Source organism: Deinococcus aquiradiocola (assembly GCF_014646915.1).
In the GTDB taxonomy this organism is placed as follows: domain Bacteria; phylum Deinococcota; class Deinococci; order Deinococcales; family Deinococcaceae; genus Deinococcus; species Deinococcus aquiradiocola.
Window position 1 is genome coordinate 507,791 of sequence record NZ_BMOE01000001.1, and the last position, 23,424, is coordinate 531,214.

21 protein-coding genes are annotated in these 23,424 nt (G+C 70.1%); 8 read left to right on the plus strand and 13 right to left on the minus strand.

The features are described 5' to 3' along the window. Positions 1-53: 53 nt before the first annotated feature. Both IEY33_RS02355 and IEY33_RS02360 read left to right on the plus strand, forming a co-directional pair. Complete coding sequence (locus IEY33_RS02355) at positions 54-1,982, plus strand: penicillin-binding transpeptidase domain-containing protein (RefSeq protein WP_229670695.1); 1,929 nt, start codon at positions 54-56, stop codon at positions 1,980-1,982. A gap of 10 nt (positions 1,983-1,992) precedes the next feature. Continuing rightward, complete coding sequence (locus tag IEY33_RS02360) at positions 1,993-2,427, plus strand: GNAT family N-acetyltransferase (protein ID WP_188960593.1); 435 nt, start codon at positions 1,993-1,995, stop codon at positions 2,425-2,427. Positions 2,428-2,486: 59 nt separating this feature from the next. Here the strand turns inward: IEY33_RS02360 and rnhA are convergent, their stop codons facing one another. Next, positions 2,487-3,023, minus strand: a complete 537-nt coding sequence (gene rnhA, locus IEY33_RS02365) for a ribonuclease HI (RefSeq protein WP_188960594.1) — start codon at positions 3,021-3,023, stop codon at positions 2,487-2,489. A gap of 85 nt (positions 3,024-3,108) precedes the next feature. On the opposite strand from rnhA, the gene IEY33_RS02370 reads away from it, so the two are divergent. Further along, entirely contained in the window at positions 3,109-3,798 is a 690-nt protein-coding gene (locus tag IEY33_RS02370) for a PIG-L deacetylase family protein (protein WP_188960595.1), read from the plus strand. A 28-nt stretch (positions 3,799-3,826) separates the two neighbouring features. On the opposite strand, the gene IEY33_RS02375 is transcribed toward IEY33_RS02370, so the two are convergent. The 6 genes from IEY33_RS02375 to IEY33_RS02400 all read right to left on the minus strand — a co-directional run bounded on the left by IEY33_RS02375 (position 3,827) and on the right by IEY33_RS02400 (position 10,464). Next, positions 3,827-4,762 (minus strand): DUF8754 domain-containing protein, encoded by a 936-nt coding sequence (locus tag IEY33_RS02375; protein WP_188960596.1) that lies wholly within the window; start codon positions 4,760-4,762, stop codon positions 3,827-3,829. 147 nt (positions 4,763-4,909) lie between these two features. Beyond that, positions 4,910-6,232 (minus strand): Glu/Leu/Phe/Val family dehydrogenase, encoded by a 1,323-nt coding sequence (locus IEY33_RS02380; RefSeq protein ID WP_188960597.1) that lies wholly within the window; start codon positions 6,230-6,232, stop codon positions 4,910-4,912. Positions 6,233-6,441: 209 nt separating this feature from the next. Continuing rightward, positions 6,442-7,686, minus strand: coding sequence for a Glu/Leu/Phe/Val family dehydrogenase (locus tag IEY33_RS02385; protein WP_188960959.1), 1,245 nt, complete (start codon positions 7,684-7,686; stop codon positions 6,442-6,444). 341 nt (positions 7,687-8,027) lie between these two features. Then, entirely contained in the window at positions 8,028-8,987 is a 960-nt protein-coding gene (locus IEY33_RS02390; RefSeq protein ID WP_188960598.1) for a polyprenyl synthetase family protein, read from the minus strand. 152 nt (positions 8,988-9,139) lie between these two features. Continuing rightward, on the minus strand, positions 9,140-9,520 hold the full coding sequence (locus IEY33_RS02395; RefSeq protein ID WP_188960599.1) for a hypothetical protein: 381 nt from the start codon (positions 9,518-9,520) through the stop codon (positions 9,140-9,142). A 197-nt stretch (positions 9,521-9,717) separates the two neighbouring features. Continuing rightward, positions 9,718-10,464 carry a TVP38/TMEM64 family protein gene (locus IEY33_RS02400; protein ID WP_229670696.1) on the minus strand — a complete coding sequence of 249 codons (747 nt, stop codon included), beginning with the start codon at positions 10,462-10,464 and terminating at the stop codon, positions 9,718-9,720. Positions 10,465-10,634: 170 nt separating this feature from the next. Here IEY33_RS02400 and IEY33_RS02405 point away from each other — a divergent pair, with 170 nt between their 5' ends. The 5 genes from IEY33_RS02405 to IEY33_RS02425 all read left to right on the plus strand — a co-directional run bounded on the left by IEY33_RS02405 (position 10,635) and on the right by IEY33_RS02425 (position 14,971). Beyond that, a complete protein-coding gene (locus IEY33_RS02405) occupies positions 10,635-11,624 on the plus strand; it encodes a polyprenyl synthetase family protein (RefSeq protein ID WP_188960601.1) in 990 nt (329 codons plus the stop codon). A 109-nt stretch (positions 11,625-11,733) separates the two neighbouring features. After that, entirely contained in the window at positions 11,734-12,324 is a 591-nt protein-coding gene (locus tag IEY33_RS02410) for a C39 family peptidase (RefSeq protein WP_188960602.1), read from the plus strand. 2 nt (positions 12,325-12,326) lie between these two features. Beyond that, positions 12,327-12,896: a tRNA (adenosine(37)-N6)-threonylcarbamoyltransferase complex dimerization subunit type 1 TsaB gene (tsaB, locus tag IEY33_RS02415; RefSeq protein ID WP_188960603.1), complete on the plus strand. Its 570-nt coding sequence runs from the start codon at positions 12,327-12,329 to the stop codon at positions 12,894-12,896. 48 nt (positions 12,897-12,944) lie between these two features. Further along, complete coding sequence (locus IEY33_RS02420) at positions 12,945-14,165, plus strand: alanyl-tRNA editing protein (RefSeq protein ID WP_188960604.1); 1,221 nt, start codon at positions 12,945-12,947, stop codon at positions 14,163-14,165. 5 nt (positions 14,166-14,170) lie between these two features. After that, positions 14,171-14,971 carry a polyphosphate kinase 2 family protein gene (locus IEY33_RS02425; RefSeq protein WP_188960605.1) on the plus strand — a complete coding sequence of 267 codons (801 nt, stop codon included), beginning with the start codon at positions 14,171-14,173 and terminating at the stop codon, positions 14,969-14,971. Positions 14,972-15,076: 105 nt separating this feature from the next. On the opposite strand, the gene IEY33_RS02430 is transcribed toward IEY33_RS02425, so the two are convergent. From IEY33_RS02430 to lysS, 6 genes are all read right to left on the minus strand, one after another. After that, complete coding sequence (locus IEY33_RS02430) at positions 15,077-16,078, minus strand: MDR family oxidoreductase (protein WP_188960606.1); 1,002 nt, start codon at positions 16,076-16,078, stop codon at positions 15,077-15,079. Positions 16,079-16,277: 199 nt separating this feature from the next. Continuing rightward, entirely contained in the window at positions 16,278-17,633 is a 1,356-nt protein-coding gene (locus tag IEY33_RS02435) for a phytoene desaturase family protein (RefSeq protein WP_268238795.1), read from the minus strand. Positions 17,634-17,635: 2 nt separating this feature from the next. Then, a complete protein-coding gene (locus IEY33_RS02440) occupies positions 17,636-18,553 on the minus strand; it encodes a UbiA family prenyltransferase (RefSeq protein ID WP_188960607.1) in 918 nt (305 codons plus the stop codon). Positions 18,554-18,640: 87 nt separating this feature from the next. Then, positions 18,641-19,573, minus strand: coding sequence for a magnesium transporter CorA family protein (locus IEY33_RS02445; protein WP_188960608.1), 933 nt, complete (start codon positions 19,571-19,573; stop codon positions 18,641-18,643). 266 nt (positions 19,574-19,839) lie between these two features. Then, positions 19,840-21,453 (minus strand): CTP synthase, encoded by a 1,614-nt coding sequence (gene pyrG, locus IEY33_RS02450; RefSeq protein WP_188960609.1) that lies wholly within the window; start codon positions 21,451-21,453, stop codon positions 19,840-19,842. 238 nt (positions 21,454-21,691) lie between these two features. Continuing rightward, complete coding sequence (gene lysS / locus IEY33_RS02455) at positions 21,692-23,287, minus strand: lysine--tRNA ligase (RefSeq protein WP_188960610.1); 1,596 nt, start codon at positions 23,285-23,287, stop codon at positions 21,692-21,694. Between the last annotated feature and the right edge of the window lie 137 nt (positions 23,288-23,424).

Sequence of the window (23,424 nt, forward strand, 5' to 3'; positions counted from 1 at the left end):
AACTCCGCCGTCCCCTCCCCCACTTTCTCCTGCCGCGCGCGCGTGGTCCGGCCTTGAACCGGATCCGCTGGCTGGCCGTGACGATGAGCGTCGCGCTGAGCGTGTTCGGCGCGCGCCTCTTCGACCTGCAGGTGACGCGCCACGCGCAGTTCGCCGTGCAGAGCGACAACAACTACCAGAAGGACCAGGTGATCCGGGCGCTGCGCGGCGAGATCCGCACCCAGGACGGCCTGCTGCTCGCCACGAACCGCCTCGCGGTGGACCTGATCTACACCGGCGGCGACGTGAACAGCTGGGACAAGATCCGCTACCTGGCAGGCGTGCAGCCGGACGCAATGGTGGGCGACCAGCCCAGACCCCCGGACCCCGACAAGGAAAAGGAGGTGGTGCTGGCCCGCAACATCCGCGCCGAGAACCTCCCCGCCCTGTACGAGTTCACGGCCGTGCAGCCGAACCTCGAACTGCGGGAACGCGTGGAGCGCATCTACCCGCAGGGCAAGCTGGCCGCGCACCTGCTCGGGTACACGCGCGAGGCCGACCAGAGCGAGGTGGACGAGGGGTACACGCTCGGTGACCTCGTCGGCGCGAGCGGCCTGGAAGCGAGCCTCCAGAAGACGCTGGAGGGCAGGAACGGCATCCTGCGCAGCGAAGTCACGGCCGCCGGACGCCCGCAGAGCGACAAGGTCGTCGATCCGGGCCGCAAGGGGCAGGACATCACGCTCACCATCGACAGCACCATCCAGCGCGCGGCGGAACAGGCGCTGCAAAGCGCGCTGCCGGACATCAACAAGGGCCGCGCGAAGTACGGCAACCCGCCCGAAAGCATCGTCCGGGGCGCCGTCATCGCGCTCGACCCGCGCACCGGGAAGGTCCTCGCCATGGCGAGCAGCCCGACCTTCGACCCGAACTGGTTCTCGCGCACGCCCAGCCCCGACAAGAAAGCCAAGGCAGCAGCGCTCCTCAGCAGTTCCGAGGACGCCGTCATGCAGAACCGCGTCGTGCAGTCCTGGGACGCGGGCAGCGTCTTCAAGCCGACCAGCACCCTCGCGTACATCGAGAAGTGGGGCGACAAGACCTTCACGTGCCTGCCGTACATCCGCTTCGGCGGCCCGAGGTACAACTGGCACCGCACCGGCAGCATGGGCCCCATGGACGGCGCGCTCGCCATCGCGAACTCCTGCAACACCTGGTACTACCAGACGGCCATCGACGCCGGCCCCGTCACGTACGCGAACATGCTCGCCAAACGCGCGCGCGAACTGGGCTTCGGCAGCCCCAGCGGCCTGGAACTCATCGGCGAGAAGAGCGGCAACATCCCCTCCCCGAAATGGGTGGAGGACACCTTCGACACGCCGTACCAGCCGGGGCAGGCGCTGAGCTTCTCGATCGGGCAGGACGCGCTCCTCGTGACGCCCGCCCAGATCGCGCGCGCCCTCGCGATGTTCGCCATGAAGGGCCAGCTGCGCGAACTGACGGTCCTGAACACCGTGAACGGCAAGCCCGTCCCGCTGCGGCCCGCCACCACCATCCAGAGCGACCCGAAGAACTTCGACATCATCTACAACGGCATGAGCATGACGACCGCGCAGGCCGGCGCGAACAGCGGCACGGCGCGGCACATCCTGGGCGCGAACTACTTCCCCGTCCGGACGGGCGGCAAGACCGGGACCGGCGAGACGGCCCTCAGCCACCGCAAGAACTACGGGTACACGAACGCGTGGTACGAGGGGTTCGGGCCGCTCTCCAGCCCGAACTTCGAGGTCGTGACGTTCTTCCAGAACGGCGGCGAAGGCTCCGGCCCGGCCCTCAACGCCGCCGCGAAGGTCTTCGCGGCCCGCTGGTGCCTGAAGCTCGACGAGCGCAACCACGCGCTGCCCGGCCAGACGCCCTGCACCGGCGAACTCGGCCAGATGCACGCCACCTACGCCAAACAGGCCCAGCAGGCGCAGGCGAATACCGGCAGCGCAGGCACCGGCCGGTGAGGGCCACCCCGTGACGGCGCACGCGGCCCCGCAGCGCGTCACGGCCGACACGCCCGGCGTGCCCGACCTCCTGGCCCTGGCGATGTACCCCGACCCGGACCGCGTGCGGGCGGGCCTGCAGGGGTACGCGCTGCACCCGGACCGGCAGGTGTGGGCCTGGATGGTGGACGGCACAGCCGTCAGCGCGGCCGGGCTGAGCGTCTCGGGCACGCGTGCCGAACTGCTTCACCTGGGCACGCGCCCGGACGCGCGCGGGCAGGGCACGGCGCGCTCCCTGCTGCTCGCCGTGATGCGCGAACTGCACCTGACGGTCCTGACTGCCGAGACGGACGACGGCGCCGCCGGGTTCTACCGCCGCTGCGGCTTCGAGGTGACGCCCACGCCGTCCAGGTGGGGGGCACGGTACCGCTGCGCCCTGACCTTGCCGGAGGACGGCTCCACCTGAACGGGGTGGGGTTGCCTGCGGGGAAGGTCAGCGACCGTGATGGTTCGTACCTGTGCTGGTCAGCGTCTGCGGAGCTTGAGGCGTTCCTCGACCGCGAGCCTGTCGACGCGTTCGTTCTCGTCGTGGCCCGCGTGACCCTTGACCCACACGAAGGTCAGGGCGTGCCGGTGCGCCTGCTCGATCAGTTCCTCCCACAGGTCCTGGTTCTTGACGGGGTCCTTGCTGGCGGTCCGCCACCCGTTCCGCTGCCAGTTCAGGATCCAGCGGTCCGTGAAGGCCTTGCGGAGGTACTGGCTGTCCGTCACGACGCGCACCTGACACGGGCGCTTCAGGGTCCTGAGGCCTTCAAGCAGGCCCGTGAGTTCCATGCGGTTGTTGGTGGTGCCGCCCTCGTGGCCGGACAGGACCAGTTCGCTGCCCCGGTACTTCAGGATGCAGGCCCACCCGCCGTGCCCGGCGGCCGTGTCGCACGCACCGTCCGCGAACAGTTCCACGTTCTCGCCCGCGATGGGCACGGCAGGCTGGATGCACGCCTGGATGGGCAGGAGGTCGCGGGCGGCGTCGGTCTTGGGTCGGGGGCGGGAGCTGCGCGTCATGCGCGGGTACTGTAGTGCATTTCGGGCGTGCGGGTCTGGGAGGGCCGTTCCGGTTCGCGTGGGCCGCGTCTGGTACAGTCCGGGCATGAACGTCATGGCAGTCTTCGCTCACCCGGACGACGAAATCGGTTGCATCGGCACCCTCGCGCGGCACGCCGCCAGGGGCGACAAGGTCATGCTGGTCTGGACGACGCTCGGTGAGCTCGCCAGTCAGTTCGGGGACCGTTCGCACGAGGACGTGACCCGCACGCGCCGCGAACACGGCGCGTGGGTCGCCGAGCAGATCGGCGCGTCGTACCGTTTCTTCGACATGGGCGACAGCCGCATGACCGGCAGCCGCGACGAGGCGCTGCAGCTGGCGCGACTGTACGCGGAATTCCAGCCGAACGCCGTCATCACCTGGAGTGACGACCACCCGCACCCGGACCACCGCGTCAGCGCGAAGATCGCGTACGACGCCGTCACGCTGGCACGCATCCCCAAGATCCTCAACGAGGGCCTCGCCGAGCCGCTGCAGGCGTGGCGGGACCCGGTCCGCATCTACCAGTACCACGCGGACGCGAGCCCGTACCCGGAGGTGTTCGTGGACATCACGGACAGCATCGACGTGGCCGAGCGCGTCATGGCGTACTACCAGCGGTTCTACGGGTGGGCGTTCACGCCCGAGGCGTACCGGCAGGCGCGGGCCCAGGCGGGCACCATGAGCGGCGTGAAGTACGCCGAGCGCTTCAACCTGAAGGCCGCGCACCCCAGGGCCGTCACGCACCTCGGCTGACCCGTTGACCGGTTGACCGGAGGCCGGATCAGAGGTCGTTGATCTGCGGTCTGAAGTCCACCCTGCGGATCAGGTCGAGGTACTCCTGTTCGCTGAGCGCTTCGCGTTTCCCGGCGAGCGCGACGAACATCGCTTCCATGACGTTGGTGGCGAAGTTGCGGCTCCCGATGCGGGGCGTGGTCGTGACGAGGCGTTTCACGCCGTGCGCGGACATCCACTCGCGGTCGGGTTCGGTGATCGTCTGCGTGAGGACGGTCTTGCCGTGCAGGTCCTGCGGCGCGTACCGTTTGACGTAGTGCGTGTCTCCGGCGAGTACGTCTGCCCACGCGTAGTACTTCGTGCCTTTGCTGACGACGCTCGATTCCTGCTTGTCGCCGGTCGGGTAGAACCAGTCCTGCGGGAGTTTCGTGACGACGGGCAGCACGAGGCCCGCCACGCGCCGCAGGGCCTGAAGGCTGCGCAGCGGGTAGTCGATGCCCAGCCCGAAGATCACGTCGCCGTACACCACGTCCGCGTGCACGTCGCTGAGGGCCTCGGCCATACCGAAGCGGTCGACGGCGCTCACCATCAGGACGCGCTGCGTCTTCCAGTGCAGCACAGGGTCGAGCTGCATGACGGCCTCGCGTTCCAGGGTGTTCTTCAGGCCGCTCCCGTCGAGGACGGGGGTCTTGCGGACGCCCTCCACGAGCTTGCGGACGTTCCCGAAGGTGTAGCGTTTCCCGCCGGACACGACGTACAGGTCCGCGCCGCCCAGGCCGAAGGCGTCCACGCGTCCGTCGAGCTGCGCGAAGAGTTCCTTCATGCGGCTGCTGTCGCCGTCCGTGCCGATGCGTTCCAGGATGAACGGCTGCCCGAGCACTTCGATCTCCTCGCGGGCGTTGCGTTTGCTGCTCCCGAGGCTGACGCTGACGACGTGCTTGTAACCGGCAGGGGCGGGCTGCCACGTGGAGTTGGGGTTGCTCATGTGAGCCCCATTGTAAGGGCCGCATGTGAGCGGCCGGTTCAGGCGTGCAGGCACGCGCAGCCTCGTGCGGTGCAAGGCGACGCCCCGCCGGTCGGGGCGGGGCTGGCCGTGTGCGGGTGCACCTGCCGGGTCAGGGGCGGGATGGGTTCAGGGGTACAGGCCGCGCAGGGCGCGCGCTTCGAGGACGCGCGTGCACGCGACGATGAAGGCCGCCGTGCGGAGCGTGACGCCGTGCCGCTGCGACACGTCCCACAGGGAGTCGAAGGCTTCGCGCATGATGCGGTCGAGGCGGGCGTTGATCTCGTCCTCGGTCCAGAAGAAGCTGCTGAAGTCCTGCACCCATTCGAAGTAGCTGACGGTCACGCCGCCCGCGTTGGCGAGCACGTCCGGGACGACGGTGACGCCCTTGTCGTGCAGGATGTCGTCGGCGGCGGGCGTGGTGGGGCCGTTCGCGCCCTCGATGATGACGCGCGCGCGGATGCGGGCGGCGTTCGTTTCGGTCAGCTGGTTCTCGAGCGCGGCGGGAATGAGGACGTCGCAGTCCACGTCCCAGAACGCGTCACGCTCGACGGGTTCCGTGCCCGGCAGGTCGAGGATGCTGCCGGTGGCGCGCAGGTGCTCCAGGGCCCTGTGCGGGTCGATGCCGGCGCTGCTGTGCACGGTGCCGCTCACGTCCTGAATGGCGACGATCTTCGCGCCGTGGTCGTGGAAGATGCGGGCGGCGGCGTTGCCGACGTTCCCGAAGCCCTGCACGGCGATGCGGGCGCCTTCGAGCGGAATGCCGAGTTTCTGCATGGCCTGCGCGCCCGTCACGAACACGCCGCGTCCGGTGGCGTCGGCGCGGCCGAGCGAGCCGCCGAGCGCGACGGGTTTGCCGGTCACGACGCCGGTGCTGGTCTTGCCGGTGTTCATGCTGTACGTGTCCATCATCCACGCCATGATCTGCGGGTTGGTGTTCACGTCGGGGGCGGGGATGTCCTTTTCCGGCCCGATGATGAGGCCGATCTCGGTGGTGTAGCGGCGCGTGAGGCGTTCGAGTTCGCCCTGGCTGTAGTTGCGCGGGTCGATGCGGATGCCGCCCTTGCCGCCGCCGTACGGGAGGTTCACGGCGGCGTTCTTGACGGTCATCCAGGCGGAGAGCGCCATGACCTCGCTGAGCGTCACGTCCTGGTGGAAGCGGATGCCTCCCTTGGCGGGGCCGCGCGAGGTGTTGTGCTGCACGCGGTAGCCCTCGAAGTGCGCGACGGTGCCGTCGTCGAGGTGGATGGGCACGTCCACGATCAGGATGCGTTTGGGCCGCTTGAGCGTCTCGACCCAGTACGCGAGCTTGCCGAGGTACGGGGTGACGCGGTCCACCTGTTCGAGGTAGATGCCCCACGGGCCGAGGTGCGACGCGTCGAGGTAGCTGGGGATGGCGTGCTGGCGGGGGGCGGGCTGGTCACTGGCGGGCGGGCGGTGTTCGGTGGTCATGGCAACCTCGGAGGGTGGAGTGGTCGGTGCTGCGGGCCTGCGTGTGGCACTGCGGGGTGGGTCATACGGTGTTGAGCTGAACTTTTGGAGTTCGGCCGAGCGGAGCGCGAAGCCGCCGCCCGGCCGCGAGTATCAACAAGTACGTTTTTAGGAGGTGGAAGGGATGTCGGCGCTGTTCCCGGCATCCCTGGAATCGGATCAGAACCGTATCAGGGGTACACGCCGCGCATGGTGGAGGCGTCGTGGAGCTTCTCGAGCGCGAGGGCGTACGCGGCGGTGCGCAGGTCGGTGCGGCGTTCGCGGGCGAAGTGCAGCACGGCGTTCACGGCCACGAGGACGCGCGCGTCGACGGCGGCCACGATCTCGCTTTCCAGCCAGAAGAAGTTGCTGGCGTCCTGCACCCATTCGAGGTAGTTGGCGATCACGCCGCCGACGCTGGCGATCAGGTCGGGGATGACGACGCTGCCCTGGAGTTTCAGGGTGCGTTCGGCGTCGGGCAGCACGGCTCGGTTGATGGCTTCCAGCACGTAGTGGGCGCGCACGTCGGAGGCGTTCCCGGCGTGGATGCTGCCGAAGTCGCTGGACAGCACGAGCAGGTCCACGTCCAGGGCGAGGAGGTCGCCGGGCGTGAGGGCGGTCGCGTGGCCGTCCACGCTGCCGGTCAGGGCGCGGTGCTCGCCGAGGGCGTGCAGGTCGAGGCCGCCGCTGTCGTACGCGCCGCCGACGCTGTCGCTGACGGCGACGATGCGCGCGCCGCGCTCCTGGAGGCCTTCGGCGCAGCGGCGTCCGGCGTCGCCGTAACCGAAGATGGCGACGCTGGCGTTGCGGACGCTGTCGCCGCGTTCTTCGAGGACGCGGGCGGCGACGACGGCCGCGCCGTGCCCGCGCGCGTCCTTGCTGCCGTAGCTGCCGCCGAGCGGGATGGGTTTGCCGACGACGACGCCGCTGGAGGTGCTGCCTCTGTTCTCGTTGTAGGTGTCGAGCATCCAGGCCATGATCTGTTCGTCGGTGCCGATGTCGGGCGCGACGATGTCTTCACGCGGGCCGATCAGTTCGACGAGTTCGCTGGTGTAGCGGCGCGTGAGGCGCTGCAGTTCGGCGGCGCTGAGGGTGGTGGGGTCCACGTCGATGCCGCCCTTCGCGCCGCCGAGCGGGAGGTCCGCGACGGCGTGCTTGAGCGTCATGATGGCGGCGAGCACCTCGCACTCGTGGGTGTTCAGGCCGGGCTTGAAGCGCACGCCGCCCATGCTGGGGCCGAGCCCGATGCTGTGGACGCTGCGGTAGCCTTTGAAGACCTGCACGCGGCCGTCGTCCATGCGGACGGGGAGGCTGAGCGTGACGCTGCGTTTGGGGTATTTGAAGTACATCAGCGACTGTTCGCTGACGCCGGTGTGGGGGAGCGCCTGTTCGAGTTGTTCCATCAGGCCCTGCCAGTTGAGTCCAGAAGACCGCATCATGCCTCCATGAAACCACTCCCGTCATGAGCTTGGCCAGGACGGGGTCACACGGCACCCGGTGACGGTGTGCGTCCGGCTGTCTGGACTGTGATTTCGGCAAGAGTATACAGGATACATGAGGCGTTGCAAATGCCAGGACCGCCCGCGCCGCCTGAATGCAGGGTAGCGCAAGGCCACCCCTCACGGAGCGAACCGTGCGGCACGCCCGGCCGAAATACGGGCCGGAGGGGGCACGGATCCCTGCATCTCCCCCACCCGCCTGCCTGAAAACAGAAAAGGAAACCCCCCACATCCGATTTTCAATTGAAAACCGGAGTGGGGGGAGGACGAGGCAATCGTTACTTCACGCGCTGCGTTTCCAGCATCGCCAGCGATTCAAGCCGCTCGCGCGCCGGACTGGCGGGCAGCACCGACAGGGCCTGCACCGCCAGCCGCGAGCGCCGCGCGATCTCCTGCCGCGACGCGCCAAACACGCCGTGTACGGCGGCCAGCGTCCGGACGCGCTCCACGTCTTCCGGGCGAGACGCGCGGCGCTCCAGGATGTCGCGCACCTCCGGGCCGTCCGGGCCGTCCAGCAGCAGCAGCACCGGGTACGTCGCCTTGCCTTCATGCAGGTCGCCGCCCACCGGCTTGCCGAGCGTCGCCTCGTCCGACGCGAGGTCCAGCAGGTCGTCCTGCATCTGGAACGCCAGCCCGTACTCCCGCCCGAAGGTCCGCAGCGCCTCCAGGTGCGCATGCGGGGCGCGCAGCAGCAGCGCCGGGGCGGTCACGGCCAGCTCGATCAGCACGCCGGTCTTGCCGCGAATGATGTCCAGGTAGTGCTCAAGCGAGTACTCGCCGTACGCCGCCACCTGGAACTGCAGCACCTCACCCTCGCACACGGCGGCGGCCGTCTCGCCGAAGGCGCGCGTGAGGGCCTGCGCGGCGCCAGGGTCCGGCAGGTTGCCGAGCAGCACGAGCAGTTTGCTGAGCATGTAGTCGCCGCTCATCACGCTGACCACGTTCCCGAAACGCCGGAAGGCCGTCTCGCGGCCGCGCCGGGTGTCGGCGTTGTCGAGCAGGTCGTCGTGCAGCAGGCTCGCGGAGTGCAGCAGTTCGATGGCGACGGCGAGGTCGTGCGCCTGCGCGTCCTGCCCGCCCAGCAGCCGCATCGAGAGGTACACGAGGCTGGGCCGCAGGCGTTTCCCGCCGGCCGCCGCGAGGTCCTCGCCGATCAGTTCGATGAATTCCACGCGTGAACGCAGCACCTCGCGCAGACGGTCTTCGAAGGTGTCGAGCGGGAGCGGCGGCAGACTCATGAACTCAGTTTAGCGGGCAGGGCGGGCTACAAATGTACCGGTTCGTCCGTCTTCCACCCGCCTGGGGGGGGTTCCGGGCGGCGCGGGCAGCCCACAGGAACGCCGGACGGCCGTCTGCTGGGGCGGGCCGTCCGGCGCTGGTGCGGAGGGCGTCAGGGGCGGGTGGCGTACCCGTTCCTGACGAGGTCGTCGGCGACGTTGGTCTTGCCGCGCAGCAGGATCACCTTGGGGACGCTGCCCTTCTCGACGACCTGCACGTCCAGCGAGCTGCTGCTGGGCAGCATGCGTCCCAGCACGCCGTCCGCGCCGATCTTGAGGGTCACGCCGTACAGGTCGACGGGAATGACGGTCTGGTTGACGCGCAGCAGCAGGTGGCCCTCGACGTCCACGCGGTCGAACTGCGCGCGGAAGGTGGCGACGACGGCAGGCACGGCGGAGGCCAGTGCGCCGCAACTCAGGGCGAGCAGGGCGAGGCCCAGACGGGCCCTGCGGAGCGGGCGGGGAGCGGGCGGGGCAGCATGACGGGTGAGCATGACCGGACCTCCTGAGACCAGATTGAGCTGAACTCCTGACGTTCAGCCGAGCGAAGCGGGCACCGACACGTACGGCCTGGAGGAGATGAAAGAGGTCCAGAAACTGGCATCCCTGTCACCGGTTCAGAACCGCACGGTTCATGAAGAGTTCATCTTCATGCTCCGTTCACCGTAGCAGCTTCATGAAGGCCGGTCTGTCAGGTTTTCGTGACTGTCCCTCCGGACGGCAGAGCGCGGCGACGCAGCAGGAACCGCAGCAGGGCCGCCGCGCCCACCGCCAGCGACAGCACGCCCAGCCCCAGCGCGAGCCGCCCCGGCGCCCCGCGCGTCACGTGCGCCAGCCACGTGATGATCAGCGTGACCGGCAGCGCGCCCCCCGCCGTGGCGAGCATGAACGGCAGGAACGGCATGCGGGTCGCGCCCGCCACGAGGTTCATCACGTCGGAACTCAGGACCGGCATCAGCCGCACCAGCAGGACGCCCCGCACGCCCTGCGCATGCGCGAAAGCGTGCGCCCGGTCGCGGTTGCGGCGTCCCGCCAGCGTCCGGATGAGCGGGTCGCCCACCGCGTACCCCAGCCCGTACCCGGCGGCCGCGCCCAGCAGCGTGCCCAGGTACACGATCACGAACCCCCACAACGGCCCGTACGCGAGCAGCGTGACCAGTACCAGCACCAGCGCGGGCAGGACCGGCAGCACCGCCTGCACCACGAACGACGCCGTCAGCACGGCCGGACCCCACTGACCGAACTGCGTCACCCAGCGGTGCGTGACGACCGGATCATGGGACAGCAGCGCCGCCGCGCCCTGCATCACGAACCGCTGCACGGACGGCTGCAGGGCCGCCGCCACCAGCAGGGCCAGCAGGCACGCGGCCACCGCGAGCCGCAGGTACAGCCGCGAGGAAGACGTGGGAGCGGCGCGGGGCGGGCCGATGTGGGTCACATCTGCACGGTAGAGCGGCCGCATGAGGAGACGTGACCTGCCCCTGAAGCTCCCCTCACCGGAATCCGTTCCGTGCTCCGTCCGGCCGCACTGGCACGGCGTTTCCATCCTGCGCAGGGTCGGCGGGCGGTCCGGTGCCGCCGTGGCCGATGCTCTACACTGCGCGCAGCATGCGTCCCGAACTGACCGACCGAATCCGTCACCTGCTGCCCGCGCACTCCGACCGCCCGGAAGTGAACCTGCTGTACCGCATGATGCGCGACTACCCGGAGCGCGGCGGCAAGGGCATCCGCAGCGAACTGCTGCTGCTGTCGGCGCAGGCGCACGGTGTGCAGGTCGGCACGCCCGCGTGGGAGTCGGCGCTGTGGCTCGCCACGACGCTCGAACTCTTCCAGAACTGGGTGCTGATTCACGACGACATCGCGGACGACTCCGAGGAACGCCGCGGCCAGCCCGCCCTGCACCGCACGTACGGCGTGCCGCTCGCCCTGAACGCCGGGGACGCCCTGCACGCGTACATGTGGGCGGCGCTGCTGCAGGCGGGCGTGCCGGACGCCGCGCCTGAGATCCTGACGATGATTCACCGCACGGCGGAGGGTCAGCACGTGGACCTCGCGTGGGTGGAGCACCGCGAGTGGAACCTGCAGCCGTCCGACTACCTGGAGATGGTGCGTCTCAAGACCGCGTACTACACGGTCGTCATTCCGCTGCGGCTGGGGGCGGTCGTGGCGGGCCGGGTGCCGGACGCGCGGTTCGAGGAGGCGGGCGTGGCGCTGGGCGCGGCCTTCCAGATCCGGGACGACGTGCTGAACCTGACGGGCGACGCGCAGTCGTACGGCAAGGAGATCGCGGGCGACCTGCTGGAAGGCAAGCGGACCCTGATGGTCCTCGACTGGCTGACCTGCGCGGCGGCCGAGCAGCGGGAGGTGTTCCTGCACGAGATGAACCGCCCGCGCAGCGAGAAACGCCCGGACGTGATCCGGCAGCTGCTGGCGTGGCTGCTGGAGAGCGGCAGCGTCACGCGGGCGCAGCGCACGGCGGACGAGCTCGCCACGCGCGGCCTGACGCTCCTCACGGAGGCGCTTTCCGGCCTGCCGGACCCGCTGGCGGCCGGCACCATCGTGACGGTCGCTCAGGGCCTCGCGAACCGGCACGCCTGACCCTGCCCGGGCCGCCCCGGCACCCGCTGCGTCGCGTCCCCGAACCGGTGACGGTATGGACAGGTGCGAGAAAGCTTCCCGTGACACGCGCGCCACTACACTGTCGCTCGTGAAGGTCCGCCCATCTCCCCTGTCCCTCCTGCGCGCGCTGCTGCTCGGCCTGAGTGTCGGCACGCCCGCGCTCGCCGCCCCGGTCCCGGCGCACCCGGTCCGTGCGTCCCTCGCGGTCGGGCACGTCCACCAGACGTACAACAACTGCGGCCCGGCCTCCATCGTGAGCGTCCTCAGCTACTACGGCATCCGCGCCGACCAGTCGCAGCTGGCCCAGGTCCTGCGCCCCCAGGGCGGGTACATGCTGGCGGGCGTCATCCCGCCGTTCGTGGAGCGCTACGGGCTGCGCGCCACGCGCTTCAAGAACGGCTCGCTGGAGAACATCCGTCAGCTGACGGCCGCCGGGATTCCCGTGATCGTGCTGCAGTGGATGAACCGCGTGGGCGGCATCCCGCACTTCCGCGTGGTGCGCGGCTACGACGACCAGACGGGTCTGGTGTGGCTGTCGGACCCCATCTACGGCCCGAACGTGTACGTGCACTACCCGGACTTCGAACGCCTGTGGACGCTGGCCGGACAGGAGTTCGTGCCGGTGTACCGCCCCTCCCAGACGGCGCTGGTGGGCCGCATCCTGAACGTGAGGCTCTGACCATGAACGAACCCCTGACCCGCCCGGCAAGCATCGTCCTGAGCATCGACACCGGCACCCCGCACCTTGCGCTGGGCCTCACGCACCCGGGCGGCCGCACGGACCGCGTGACGGAGGTGGGCCGCGCGCACGCCGAACGCCTGCCCGGCGAACTGGAGGCCCTGTTCCTGGAGGCGGGCCTGCCGAAACGCGCAGACCTGATCGTGGTCGGCACCGGGCCCGGCTCGTACACGGGCCTGCGCGTCGGCGCGAGCTACGCGCTCGGCCTGGGCCGCGCGTGGGGCGCGCCGGTGGTCGGCGTGTCCACCCTGGAGGCCCTGACGGGCCGCGTGGACGGGACGCTCGCCGTGTCGATGGACGCCCGCAAGGAACAGGTGTACGGCGCGGTGTTCCGCGTGTCGGGCGGCGTGGTCGTCGAGGAACTCCACGCGGGCGCGAAGTACCCGCTGACGGAGTTCGAGCGGCTCGCGGCGGGCCTCCCGTGGCACCGGGACGTGCAGCCGGACCCGCAGGCCCTCGCCCGCAACGGCGTCGCGCACGGGCGCGGCGCGTGGGAACTCTCGTATCTGTGAACGGACGGAAACTGGACCGGCGGGCGCGGCTGAAGTAGCCTCGCCAGCATGACGCTGCCCCCTGCCCCCGTGCCGCCCACCGAACGCCTGTACTGGACCCGCCCGGAGGACCGGACCTTCACGGCTCGCGTGATGGCCGTGCGGGAGGGGCGCGTCGCGCTGGACGGAACGCTCTTCTATCCGGAGGGGGGCGGACAGCCGTGCGACGCGGGCACGCTCGCATGGGAAGGCGGGACAGCCAGCGTGACGGACGTGCAGAAGGACGGACAGGTCATCTGGCACGCCGTGACGGGCGACGGGCCGCCGGTGGGCGCGCAGGTGACGGGCACGCTCGACTGGGCGCGCCGCTACCGGCACAGTCAGCGGCACACGGGCGAACACCTGCTCGCGCAGGCCTTCCACCGCGTGAGTCCGGCGTTCGCGGTACGGGCCGTGAGCATGCGCGGCCCGGAATGCACGCTGGACCTGGCGGGGCAGCCGGGCGCGTCCCACGTCGCGGCGGCGCAGGCGACCCTGATGGAGGCGCTGCGGGACGGACTGACACTGGAGACGACCATGGTGCCTGCCGCCGGGCTGGGCGCGTTCCCGCTGCGCCGCCCGCCGCAGGTGGACGGCACGGTGCGCGTCGTGCTGTACCGGGACGCGGCAGGCGAGGTGTGGGAGGCGAGCGCGTGCGGCGGAACGCACCTGCAGGCGGGCGCGCAGGTCGCGCCGGTCGTGGTGCTGAAGACCGAGCGCCTGAAGGGCGACCTGACGCGCGTGACCTTCATGGCGGGCGAGGAGGCCACCCTGCGCCTGAGCGGCGTGTACGCGGACGCGCAGGCGCTCGCGCGCACCTTCTCGGTCGGGGTGGAGCGCCTGCCGGAACGCGTGACGGACCAGGCCGCGCAGGTGCAGGCCCTCACGGCGGACGTGGCGGCCCTGCAGCGGCGCGTGGCGGCCCTGCACCTGGAGCGGGCCGGGTGGACGCCCCTGCCGGACGCGACGGACGTGCACGGCACCCTGCTGCAGGTGGAGGACGACGTGCTGCCCGCCCTGCTGGACCTCGCGTCGCGCGAGGCGGGCCGCGTGACGGTCGCCGTCTCCCCGAACGGGCGCGCGGGCGTGGCGAGCGGCAGCGGCGCGCACCCCGCCGGACCGCTCCTGAAGGCCTTCCTGACTGCCGGGGGCGGGCGCGGCGGCGGGCGTCCCGAACTCGCGCAGGGACAGACGGAACGTCCGGAAGACTTCATGCACGCCGTCCGGACGTGGCTCCATCCCGTAAGCTGAGCGGCATGAAGACCAGCAAGTACCGCGTGAAGGGCGAAAAGCTGAAACTGTCGTCCTTCAAGACCGACGAGACCGGCAAGGGCAGCGAATCCGAAGCGCTCGAACGCGTGCAGAAGCGTCTCCCCAAGATCGCGGCGCTGCACGAACGCATGTACGCCGAAGGGAAACAGAGCCTCCTCGTGGTGATCCAGGCGCGCGACGCGGGCGGCAAGGACGGCACGGTCGAACACGTCCTGCACGGCATCAACCCGCAGCACGTCGTCGTCACGAGCTTCAAGGTGCCGTCCGCGCTGGAGCAGGCGCACGACTTCCTGTGGCGCGTCCACGCGCACGCGCCCGCCGCCGGGATGAGCGCCGTGTTCAACCGCTCGCACTACGAGGAGGTGCTCGTCACGCGCGTGCACGGCCAGGTGAGCGACGAGGAGGCCGAACGCCGGTTCGAGCACATCCGTGCCTTCGAGGCGCTGCTGCACGACCGAGGCACCCGCATCGTGAAACTGTACCTGCACATCAGCAAGGACGAGCAGAAGGAACGCCTGCAGGACCGCCTGGACGACCCGGAGAAACGCTGGAAGTTCAACGTCGGCGACCTCAAGGAACGCGCCCTGTGGGACGACTACACCCGCGCGTACCAGGACGCGCTCGCCGCGACCAGCACCAGGGACGCGCCCTGGTACGTGATTCCCGCCGATCACAAGTGGTTCCGCAACGACCTCGTCAGCCAGATCCTGCTGGAGACGCTGCAGGACATGGACCCGCAGTTTCCGGAGCCGGACTTCGACCCGGCCACCATCAGCATCAAGTGAAACGGGCGCCGGTCCGTCCCTGACCCACTCAGGGACAGACCGGCCCACAAGACGGAAGAGGGACGGTTCCCAGTGCGGGCCGTCCCTCTTCTGCTGCGGTGCGATTCAGGGCAGGATGACGGTGCGGCCGCGGACCTGCCCGGCGAGGATCTGCGCGGCGAGGGCCTGCACGTCCGCGAGGGGCGCGGTGTGGACGCCCGTGTCGAGGAGCGCCTGCGGCAGTTCGGTGTTCAGGCGTGCCCATGCGCGCTCGCGGCGGTCGGGGGGGCACATGACGCTGTCGATGCCGAGCAGCGAGACGCCGCGCAGGATGAACGGCATGACGGTGGTGTGCAGGTCGCTGCTTTGCGCGAGACCGCAGGCCGCCACGGCCCCGCCACGGCGGGTGCTGGCGAGCAGGCCCGCCAGGGTGCTGCCGCCGACCGAGTCGATGCCCGCCGCGAAGCGTTCCTTCTCGAGGGGGCGTTTCAGGTCGCTCAGCACCTCGCGTCCGATGATCTCGCTGGCGCCCAGGGCGCGCAGGTAGTCGCCCTCGTCGGTGCGGCCGGTGGACGCGACGACCGTCCAGCCTCGCGCGGCGAGGAGCGCGACGGCGACGCTGCCGACCCCGCCGGACGCGCCGGTCACGACGACCTCGCCCATGTCCGGCGTGAGCCCGTGGTCTTCGAGCGCCATGACGCTCAGCATGGCCGTGAAGCCGGCGGTGCCGACGGCCATGGCGGTGCTGGCCGTCATGCCTTCCGGACGGTGCGTGAGCCAGTCCGCGCGGACGCGGGCGTGCGTGGCGTACCCGCCCCAGTGGCCCTCACCGACGCCCCAGCCGGTCAGGAGGACCGGATCGCCGGGCCGGTAGCGGTCGTCGGTGGACGTGACGACGCTGCCCGCGAGGTCGATGCCGGGCACCATCGGGTACCGGCGGACCACGCCGGGCCGCCCGAGGACCGCGAGGCCGTCCTTGTAGTTCAGGCTGGACGCCTCAACCGCGACGAGCACCTCGCCTTCCGGCAGGTCCTGCACGGTCAGGTCGTGCCGCAGTTCGGCGTTCACGGTCTTGTCTTCGTTCTGGGTGAGGACCAGGGCGCGCACCTGCACGTCGGATTGTGTCATGCGTTCAGTCTGGCACACGGGCCGCGCCGCTGCCCCTACCGTCCGGGTGACACGGCCGGACGGGCAACGAATCATACGGTTTTGATCCGATTCCAGGGATGCCGGAAACAGCACCGACATCCCTTCCATCTCCTCCAAACCGTACTTTTTGGTGCTCGCTTCGCTCGGCTGAACTCTACAAGTTCAGCTCAAAACCGTATCAGTGTCCGTGCGTGCGCAGCAGGGTGTCCACGATGAGGGCGCTGCCGAGCACGGCGGGCAGGCCACCGCCGGGGTGGACGCCCGTTCCGACCTGCCAGAGGGTGGACGTGAGGCGGTACGGTTGCGGGTGCAGCGGCCCGGAGCGCCACGCGGGGAGGGCCGTGCCGTAGATCGCGCCGCCCGGGGCGCCGCCCTGCGCGTAGTGCTGCGGGCCGAGGGAGATCAGGGGGCCGGGCGCGGGGAGGAGCGTGACGGGGTCCGTGCCGAGTGCGGCCGCGACGCGCCGCAGCTGGCTCTGCACCCAGGGGTGCGTGACGGGCAGGTCGCGGCCGGTCGGGGGGACGGTGAGGAGCAGCGCGAGCCTCCCGGCACGACCGGTTCCCGACTGCGGGTCGGCGTGCACGAGGGCGAGCGTGCTGGGCGGCAGTGCACGTGCGCGCATCGCGGCGGCGAAGGCGGGGTAGTCGTCCGGCGTGACGACGCTCGTGGCGGGCAGGCGGCCGTGCAGGGCGTCGGGGAGTGGCGCGTACAGCGCGAGGCCCGACACGCTCAGCGGCCCGCGTGGGACCGGCAGGCCGCGCAGGGCGGTGACGCGGGCGGGGTCCACGGCGCTCACGGTCAGGTCGTGATCCGGCAGGGCGTGCAGGGACGTGACGGGTTCGCCCGAGCGCAGCTGCACCCCCCGCGCGGCGCAGTACCCGAGCAGGGCGTCCAGCACGGCACCCATGCCGCGCCATGGCCGGAACACGTCGTCCGCCATCAGGGCGGGCAGCAGGGCGTACAGGACGCTGCCCTCGTCCGGCCCCTGCCCGGCGTTCAGGGCGTGCACGGCGAGCGCGTGGTGCAGGGCGGGCGGGAAGATACGGGCGCGCAGCCAGCCGCCCGCCGTGAGGTGCGGTCCCGTCACGCGCAGCAGGGCTGCGCTCGCGCGCAGGAAGGCCGGGTGGGTCAGGGAGGGCGGCGTGGTGAGGAGCGTCAGCACGTGAGGCCGCAGGGGGCGCACCTCGGCCGCGTACCGCTCCCACTCGGCGTGCAGGGCGTGCCCGGCCGGGACGGGCAGCGGCACGGGGCCGTGCGGCGTGTGGTGCACGCCCAGCCCGCCCGGCAGGGGGTACAGGTCGAGCGGGTCGCTCTTCTCGCCGAGCCGCGCGAGGACGCGCCGCCACACCTCCGGGAACGTGAAGAGGCTCGGGCCGGTGTCGAAGGTCAGGTCGCCGCTCGTCTCGCGCCGCAGCTTGCCGCCGGGCCGGTCGCGTTCGTACACGGTGACGCGGTGCCCCCGCTGCGCGAGGAGCGCGGCGAGCGTGAGGCCCGACACGCCCGCCCCGATCACCGCGACCCGCGCGGACGGCACCGTCAGAACGTCCCGCGCACGAGCAGGTACACCAGCTGCACGCCGCTCACGCCGCCCACCACCCAGGGACTCAGGATGCTGAGCGGGTACAGGCGCGCCGCCGTCCGCACGTCCGGGCGCCGCAGGAGCCACACGGCCATCCCGCCGCAAACGAGGAGCAGCGCGGCCGCGCTCAGGCGGCTGAGGGGCCACAGGAGGGCGGCCGCAAGCACGAACCACGCGAGGGCGTAGCGGGCCGTGCCCGGCACGCCCAGGCGCACGGCCGTCGTGACGAGGCCCGCCTCCCGGTCCCCGTCCACGTCCTGCGCCGCGTCGAAGGCGTGCTTCCCGACCGAGTACGCGCACAGGGCCAGCAGCGCCAGCCACGGCACCGGGCGGTGCAGCGTCAGGGCGGGCAGCACCAGCGGCAGCGCGTACGCCACGTTCGACAGGCCGTCCAGCAGCACCCGCGCCTTGAAGCGCAGCGGCGGCACGCTGTACCCCGCGAACAGCGCCGCGCTCAGCAGCAGCACCGCCAGGGCCCCTGCGGGCAGCAGCGCCGCCAGCAGCAGCAGGAACGGCACGTTGAGCGCCAAGGTCCACCCGAGCAGCGACCCGGCCTCCCCGTCCCGCAGGCGCGCCCCCTGCCAGCCGCCCTTGCGGACGCTCAGGGCGTCCTCGGCGCGGTCCGACAGGTCGTTCAGGCCGTAGATCAGCAGGTTGAACGGCAGCGTCAGGTACGCGAGCAGCGCCCACAGGGCCGGACTCGCGCTGAAGAGTTCACCCGTCAGCCACACGCCCGTCACGAGGACGCCCACCGTGTTCACCCACAGGGCGGGCCGACTCACCAGCAGCACGCGCCCCACCCCCAGCCCGAACCCCCCGGCCGCGCCCGGAGCGCGCGCCGGACGGGTGGACGTGGTGGGAGGCTGGCCGTTCATCGCGCCCCAGGGTAGCCCATCCCGGCCGGACCCGGCCAGGGACAGCGCGCCCGCTCGGCCCCGCCTTCCGGTGTCAGGCCAGGACGATCAGAACAGGCGCCAGCGGTAGAACAGGAACGCCAGCAGCCCACTCACCGCCACCATCAGGCCCATCACCACCGCGAACATGTACGGGTGCGACTGGAACGGGATCGGCACGTTCATCCCGAAGATGCCGGTGATGAGCGTCGGGATCGCCACGAGAATCGTCGTCACGGTCAGCAGCTTCACGACCTGATTGACGTTGTTGTTGATGACGCTCGCGAACGTCCCGCTCATGCTCGTCAGGATGTTGCTGGCGATGCCCACCATCTCGATCGCCTGAAGGTTCTCGATCAGCACGTCGTCCAGCAGGTCCGCGTCCTCCTCGTACATCTCGAAGATCCGGTCGCGCTTCACGCGCTCCATCATCAGCTCGTTCGCCTTGAGGGCCGTCATGAAGTACACGAGCGACTTCTCCAGCCGCAGCAGCTCCAGCAGCTCCTTGTTCTGCGTGCTGGACTCCAGCCGGTCCTCCGCACGGTCCACCTGCTTGTTGATCTGCCGCACGTCGATCAGGAACCGCTGCGCGTTCCGCAGGAACAGCTGCAGTGTCAGGCGGTTCTTCTTCGCGGTGTGCACCGTCTTCATCAGGCCCGACACGATGTCGCGCACCACCGGGTTCTCCTGCGCGCACACCGTCACCAGACAGTGGTCCGTGTGCATGATGCCCAGCGGCACCGTGTCGAACGGAATGTCCGACTCCTCCCCCAGCCGGTAGCTGGTCTGCATGATGATCAGCAGCTGCTCGTCCTCCCGCTCGAAACGGGAACGCTCATCCGGGTCGAGCGGGTAACTCAGGTAATCGATCTCGATGCCGGTCTCGCGGCTCACCACCGCGAGCTCCTCGGCCGTGGGACGCTGCACGTCCACCCAGCAGCCGTCCATGTACTTGTCGACGATGTTCAGTTTGCCGCCGATGCTGCGGTAATACGTCAGCACGGCAGGCGCCTCAGGTGACTACGGAGTTGGGGCATGACGACCTCCGGGAATGATGGATTACGGGGACACGGCAGTCATGGCCCAAACTGGGCGGCTCGGCTTCTATGTTCACGTCATCACCCCCTCCGGTCCGTCACCCCAGGCAGGGCGCACCCATCCTAGTGCAGCGGCCAGCGGTGAACAAGGGACGCCGGGAAACGAAGGGGGCGGGGAGGGTCAGGCAACACGCCCCTGACCCTCCCCGCCCCTCTGCCCTGCGCCGTGCCTCAGCGGTCGAGGGCGGCGGCGATGAAGCCCGCGAAGGGCGGGCTGGGCCGCATGGGGCGGCTCTTGAATTCGGGGTGGGCCTGCATGGCGACGAAGAAGGGGTGGTCGGTGAGTTCGATGCTCTCGACGAGGCCGGCGCCGCGTCCGGCGACGCCGGGGGTGACGCCGCTGATGACGAGTCCGGCCGCCTGGAGTTGCGCGGTGTAGGCGGGGTTCACTTCGAAGCGGTGGCGGTGGCGTTCCTTGACGGTGCCGCCCTGCGGGACGCCGTACAGCTGCGCGATGCGGGTGCCGCCGAGGAGGTCCATGGGCCAGTCGCCGAGGCGCATGGTGCCGCCCATGCCGGCCACTTCGAGCTGTTCGGGCATCAGGTCGATGACCTTGTGCTGGGCGTAGGGGTCGAATTCGGTGCTGTTGGCGCCGTCGAGGCCGACGACGTGGCGGGCGTACTCGATGACGGCGATCTGCATGCCGAGGCAGATGCCGAGGTACGGGACCTTCTGGGTGCGGGCGTACTGGGCGGCGCGGATCTTGCCTTCGATGCCGCGAATGCCGAACCCGCCGGGCACGAGGATGCCGTGCACGTCCTGGAAGTACGAGGCGGGGTCGCCTTCGAGTTCCTCGGCGTTCACCCAGCGGATGTTGACGCGCGCGTCGTTGGCGATGCCGGCGTGCGTGAGGCTTTCGAGGAGGCTGAGGTACGCGTCGGGCATGGCGGTGTACTTCCCGGCGAGCGCAATGGTGACTTCGCGGGCGGGGGCCTTGATGACGCGCACGGCCTTCTGCCAGACGCTGAGGTTCGGGAGGTTCGGTTCGAGGTGCAGGAGCGCTTCGACGGCCTTGCCGAGCCCCTGTTCTTCAAGGGCGGTGGGGACTTCGTAGACGTGGGGGACGTCGTAGCTGGAGAAGACGCGGTTCGCGCGGACGCTGGTGAACAGCGCGATCTTCTTTGTGATGTCCTCGGGGAGGCGTTCCTTGCTGCGCACCATGACGATGTCGGGGCTGATGCCGTAGCTGCGGAGCGCCGCGACGGAGTGCTGGGTGGGTTTGGTCTTGAATTCGTTGCTGGTGCCGAGGTACGGGACGAGCGTGAGGTGCAGGTACAGGGTGTTCTCTTCACCTTCGTCGAAACGGAACTGGCGGATCGCTTCGAGGAAGGGGAGGCTTTCCATGTCGCCGACCGTGCCGCCCACCTCGACGATCACGATTTCCGCGCCGGCCTTCTCGCCCGCGGTGCGGATGCGGCGTTTGATCTCGTCGGTGACGTGCGGGATGACCTGGACGGTCTGGGAGAGGTAGTCGCCCGCGCGTTCGCGGCGGATGACTTCCTGGTACACCTGTCCGGTGGTGAGGTTGCTGCCTTCGGGTACGTCGAGGTCGAGGAAGCGTTCGTAGTTGCCGAGGTCGAGGTCCGTTTCGGCGCCGCTGGCGGTCACGAAGACTTCACCGTGCTCGTAGGGGCGCATGGTGCCCGCGTCGATGTTGATGTAGGGGTCGACCTTGACGGCCGTGACCTTGTACCCGCGTGCGCGCAGGAGTGCGCCGAGGGACGCGGTGGCCACGCCTTTCCCGAGGCTGGACACGACGCCGCCCGTGACAAAAATGTATTTCATAAGCCCTCCAGAGGCCGTTCTGAGTTTCGCTGGGGCCGGGGCCCCTGACCGCACTGCAAATCCCCGTGTGTGGGGGGTGGACAAAAAAAAATCCGGGGCACTTGGCCTCCGGAGTTCAAGGTTACCACAGGTGCGCGCCCCTTCACGGTGGCCGGTGTCCAGACGTGGGCATGACGCGCGCTGGGCGGGACCGAACAGGGCCGGGCAGGGTGCGCTCTCCCCCGCCCGGCCTTCGGGGTCAGGCCTGCTCGGCGGTTCCGGCTTCGGTCTGGGGGGCTTCCGTCTGGGCGGGTTCGGGGTGGCGCGTTTCGGGGCGCAGCAGCGGGAAGAGCAGCACGTCGCGGATGCTGTCGCGGTCCGCGAGGATCATGGTGAGGCGGTCGATGCCCATGCCCATCCCGGCGGTGGGCGGCATGCCGTACTCCAGCGCGAGCAGGAAGTCCTCATCCTGTTCGTGCGCTTCGTCGTCCCCGGCGTCGCGGCGGGCCGTCTGCGCCTCGAAGCGGGCGCGCTGGTCGAGGGCGTCGTTCAGTTCGGAGTAGATGGGCGCGAGTTCGAAGCCCGCGACGTACAGGTCGGCGCGTTCGGCGAGGCCGTCGCGTTCGCGGTGCGTCTTGACGAGCGGGCTGATCACGAGCGGCATGTCGGTCAGGAAGGTGGGGTTCTGCAGGAGCGGTTCCACGTACTCCCCGCCGAGCTTGTCGAGCAGCTTGTAGTCGGGCGTCTTGCGGTGCTCGGGGTGGTGCTCGTCGCTCCACTGGCGCAGGCGCGGCAGGTCCAGCGGGTCGAAGTCCATCTTCGCCTGCTCGCGGAGGGCCGTCACGAAATCCAGGCGCCTGAACGGCAGCGAGAAGTCCAGTTCGCGGCCCTGGTACGTGAGTTTCGCTTCGCCCTTGATGCTGACCACCAGGTCGTGCAGGAGCGTCTCCACGAGCACCATCATGTCGTTGTAGTCGCCGTACGCGAAGTACGCTTCGAGCATGGTGAATTCGGGGTTGTGCGTGCGGTCGATGCCTTCGTTGCGGTAGTTGCGGCCGATCTCGTACACGCGTTCGAAGCCGCCCACCAGCAGGCGCTTGAGGTACAGTTCCAGGCTGATGCGCAGCGAGAACTCGTGGTCGAGGGCGTTGTGGTGCGTCTTGAAGGGCTTGGCTTCGGTGCCGCCCGGCACGACCTGCAGGGTGGGGCCTTCGACCTCCATGAAGTCGCGCTCGTCGAGGAAGCGGCGGATGTGGCGCACGACGGCGGCGCGCGTCTGGAACACGGCGCGGCTGTGCGGGTTGATCATCAGGTCCACGTAACGGCGGCGGGCGCGGAGTTCCTCGTCGGCGAGGCCGTGGAACTTGCTGGGGAGCGGGTGGAGGCTCTTCACGAGCGGCTGCCAGTCGTGCACTTCGAGGGTCAGCTGGCCGGTCTTCGTGACGAAGGGCGTGCCTTTCACGCCGACGATGTCGCCCAGATCGATGTTCTTGGTGGTCGCGAAGGCCTGGGTGACCTTCTTGCCGAAGTACACCTGCACGGTCCCGGACTGGTCCTGCAGGTCCGCGAAGGCCGCGCCGCCCATGTGGCGGAACTGCATGATGCGGCCCGCGAGGGCGTACGTCTCGTCCGGCCACGCCTGCCCGGCCTCCAGGGGCGTCCCGGCCCCTGCGGGGTGCGCGGCGAGGAGCTGCGCGGCGGTGTGCGTGCGCGGGTAACTGTACGGGTGGGCGGGGAATCCGGCGGCCGTCTGGGCGTCCTGGTTGTTCAGGCGGGCGACGGTCTGCTCGTGCAGGCCATCGCGGCTGGGGCGGGCCGGCTGGTCGCCCGTGGTGTGGTGCGGTGCGTCTGACATGACGGCAAGTATAAGGGCGGGGTGCAAGGCAGCGCGTCCCTGCGGGGACCGGGCGCGCCGGTCAGTGCCGCGCGGTCCGGTAGAGATCCGATTCCATCTCCTCCAGACCGGAGCTGTGGGTGCCCTCACCGCTCGGC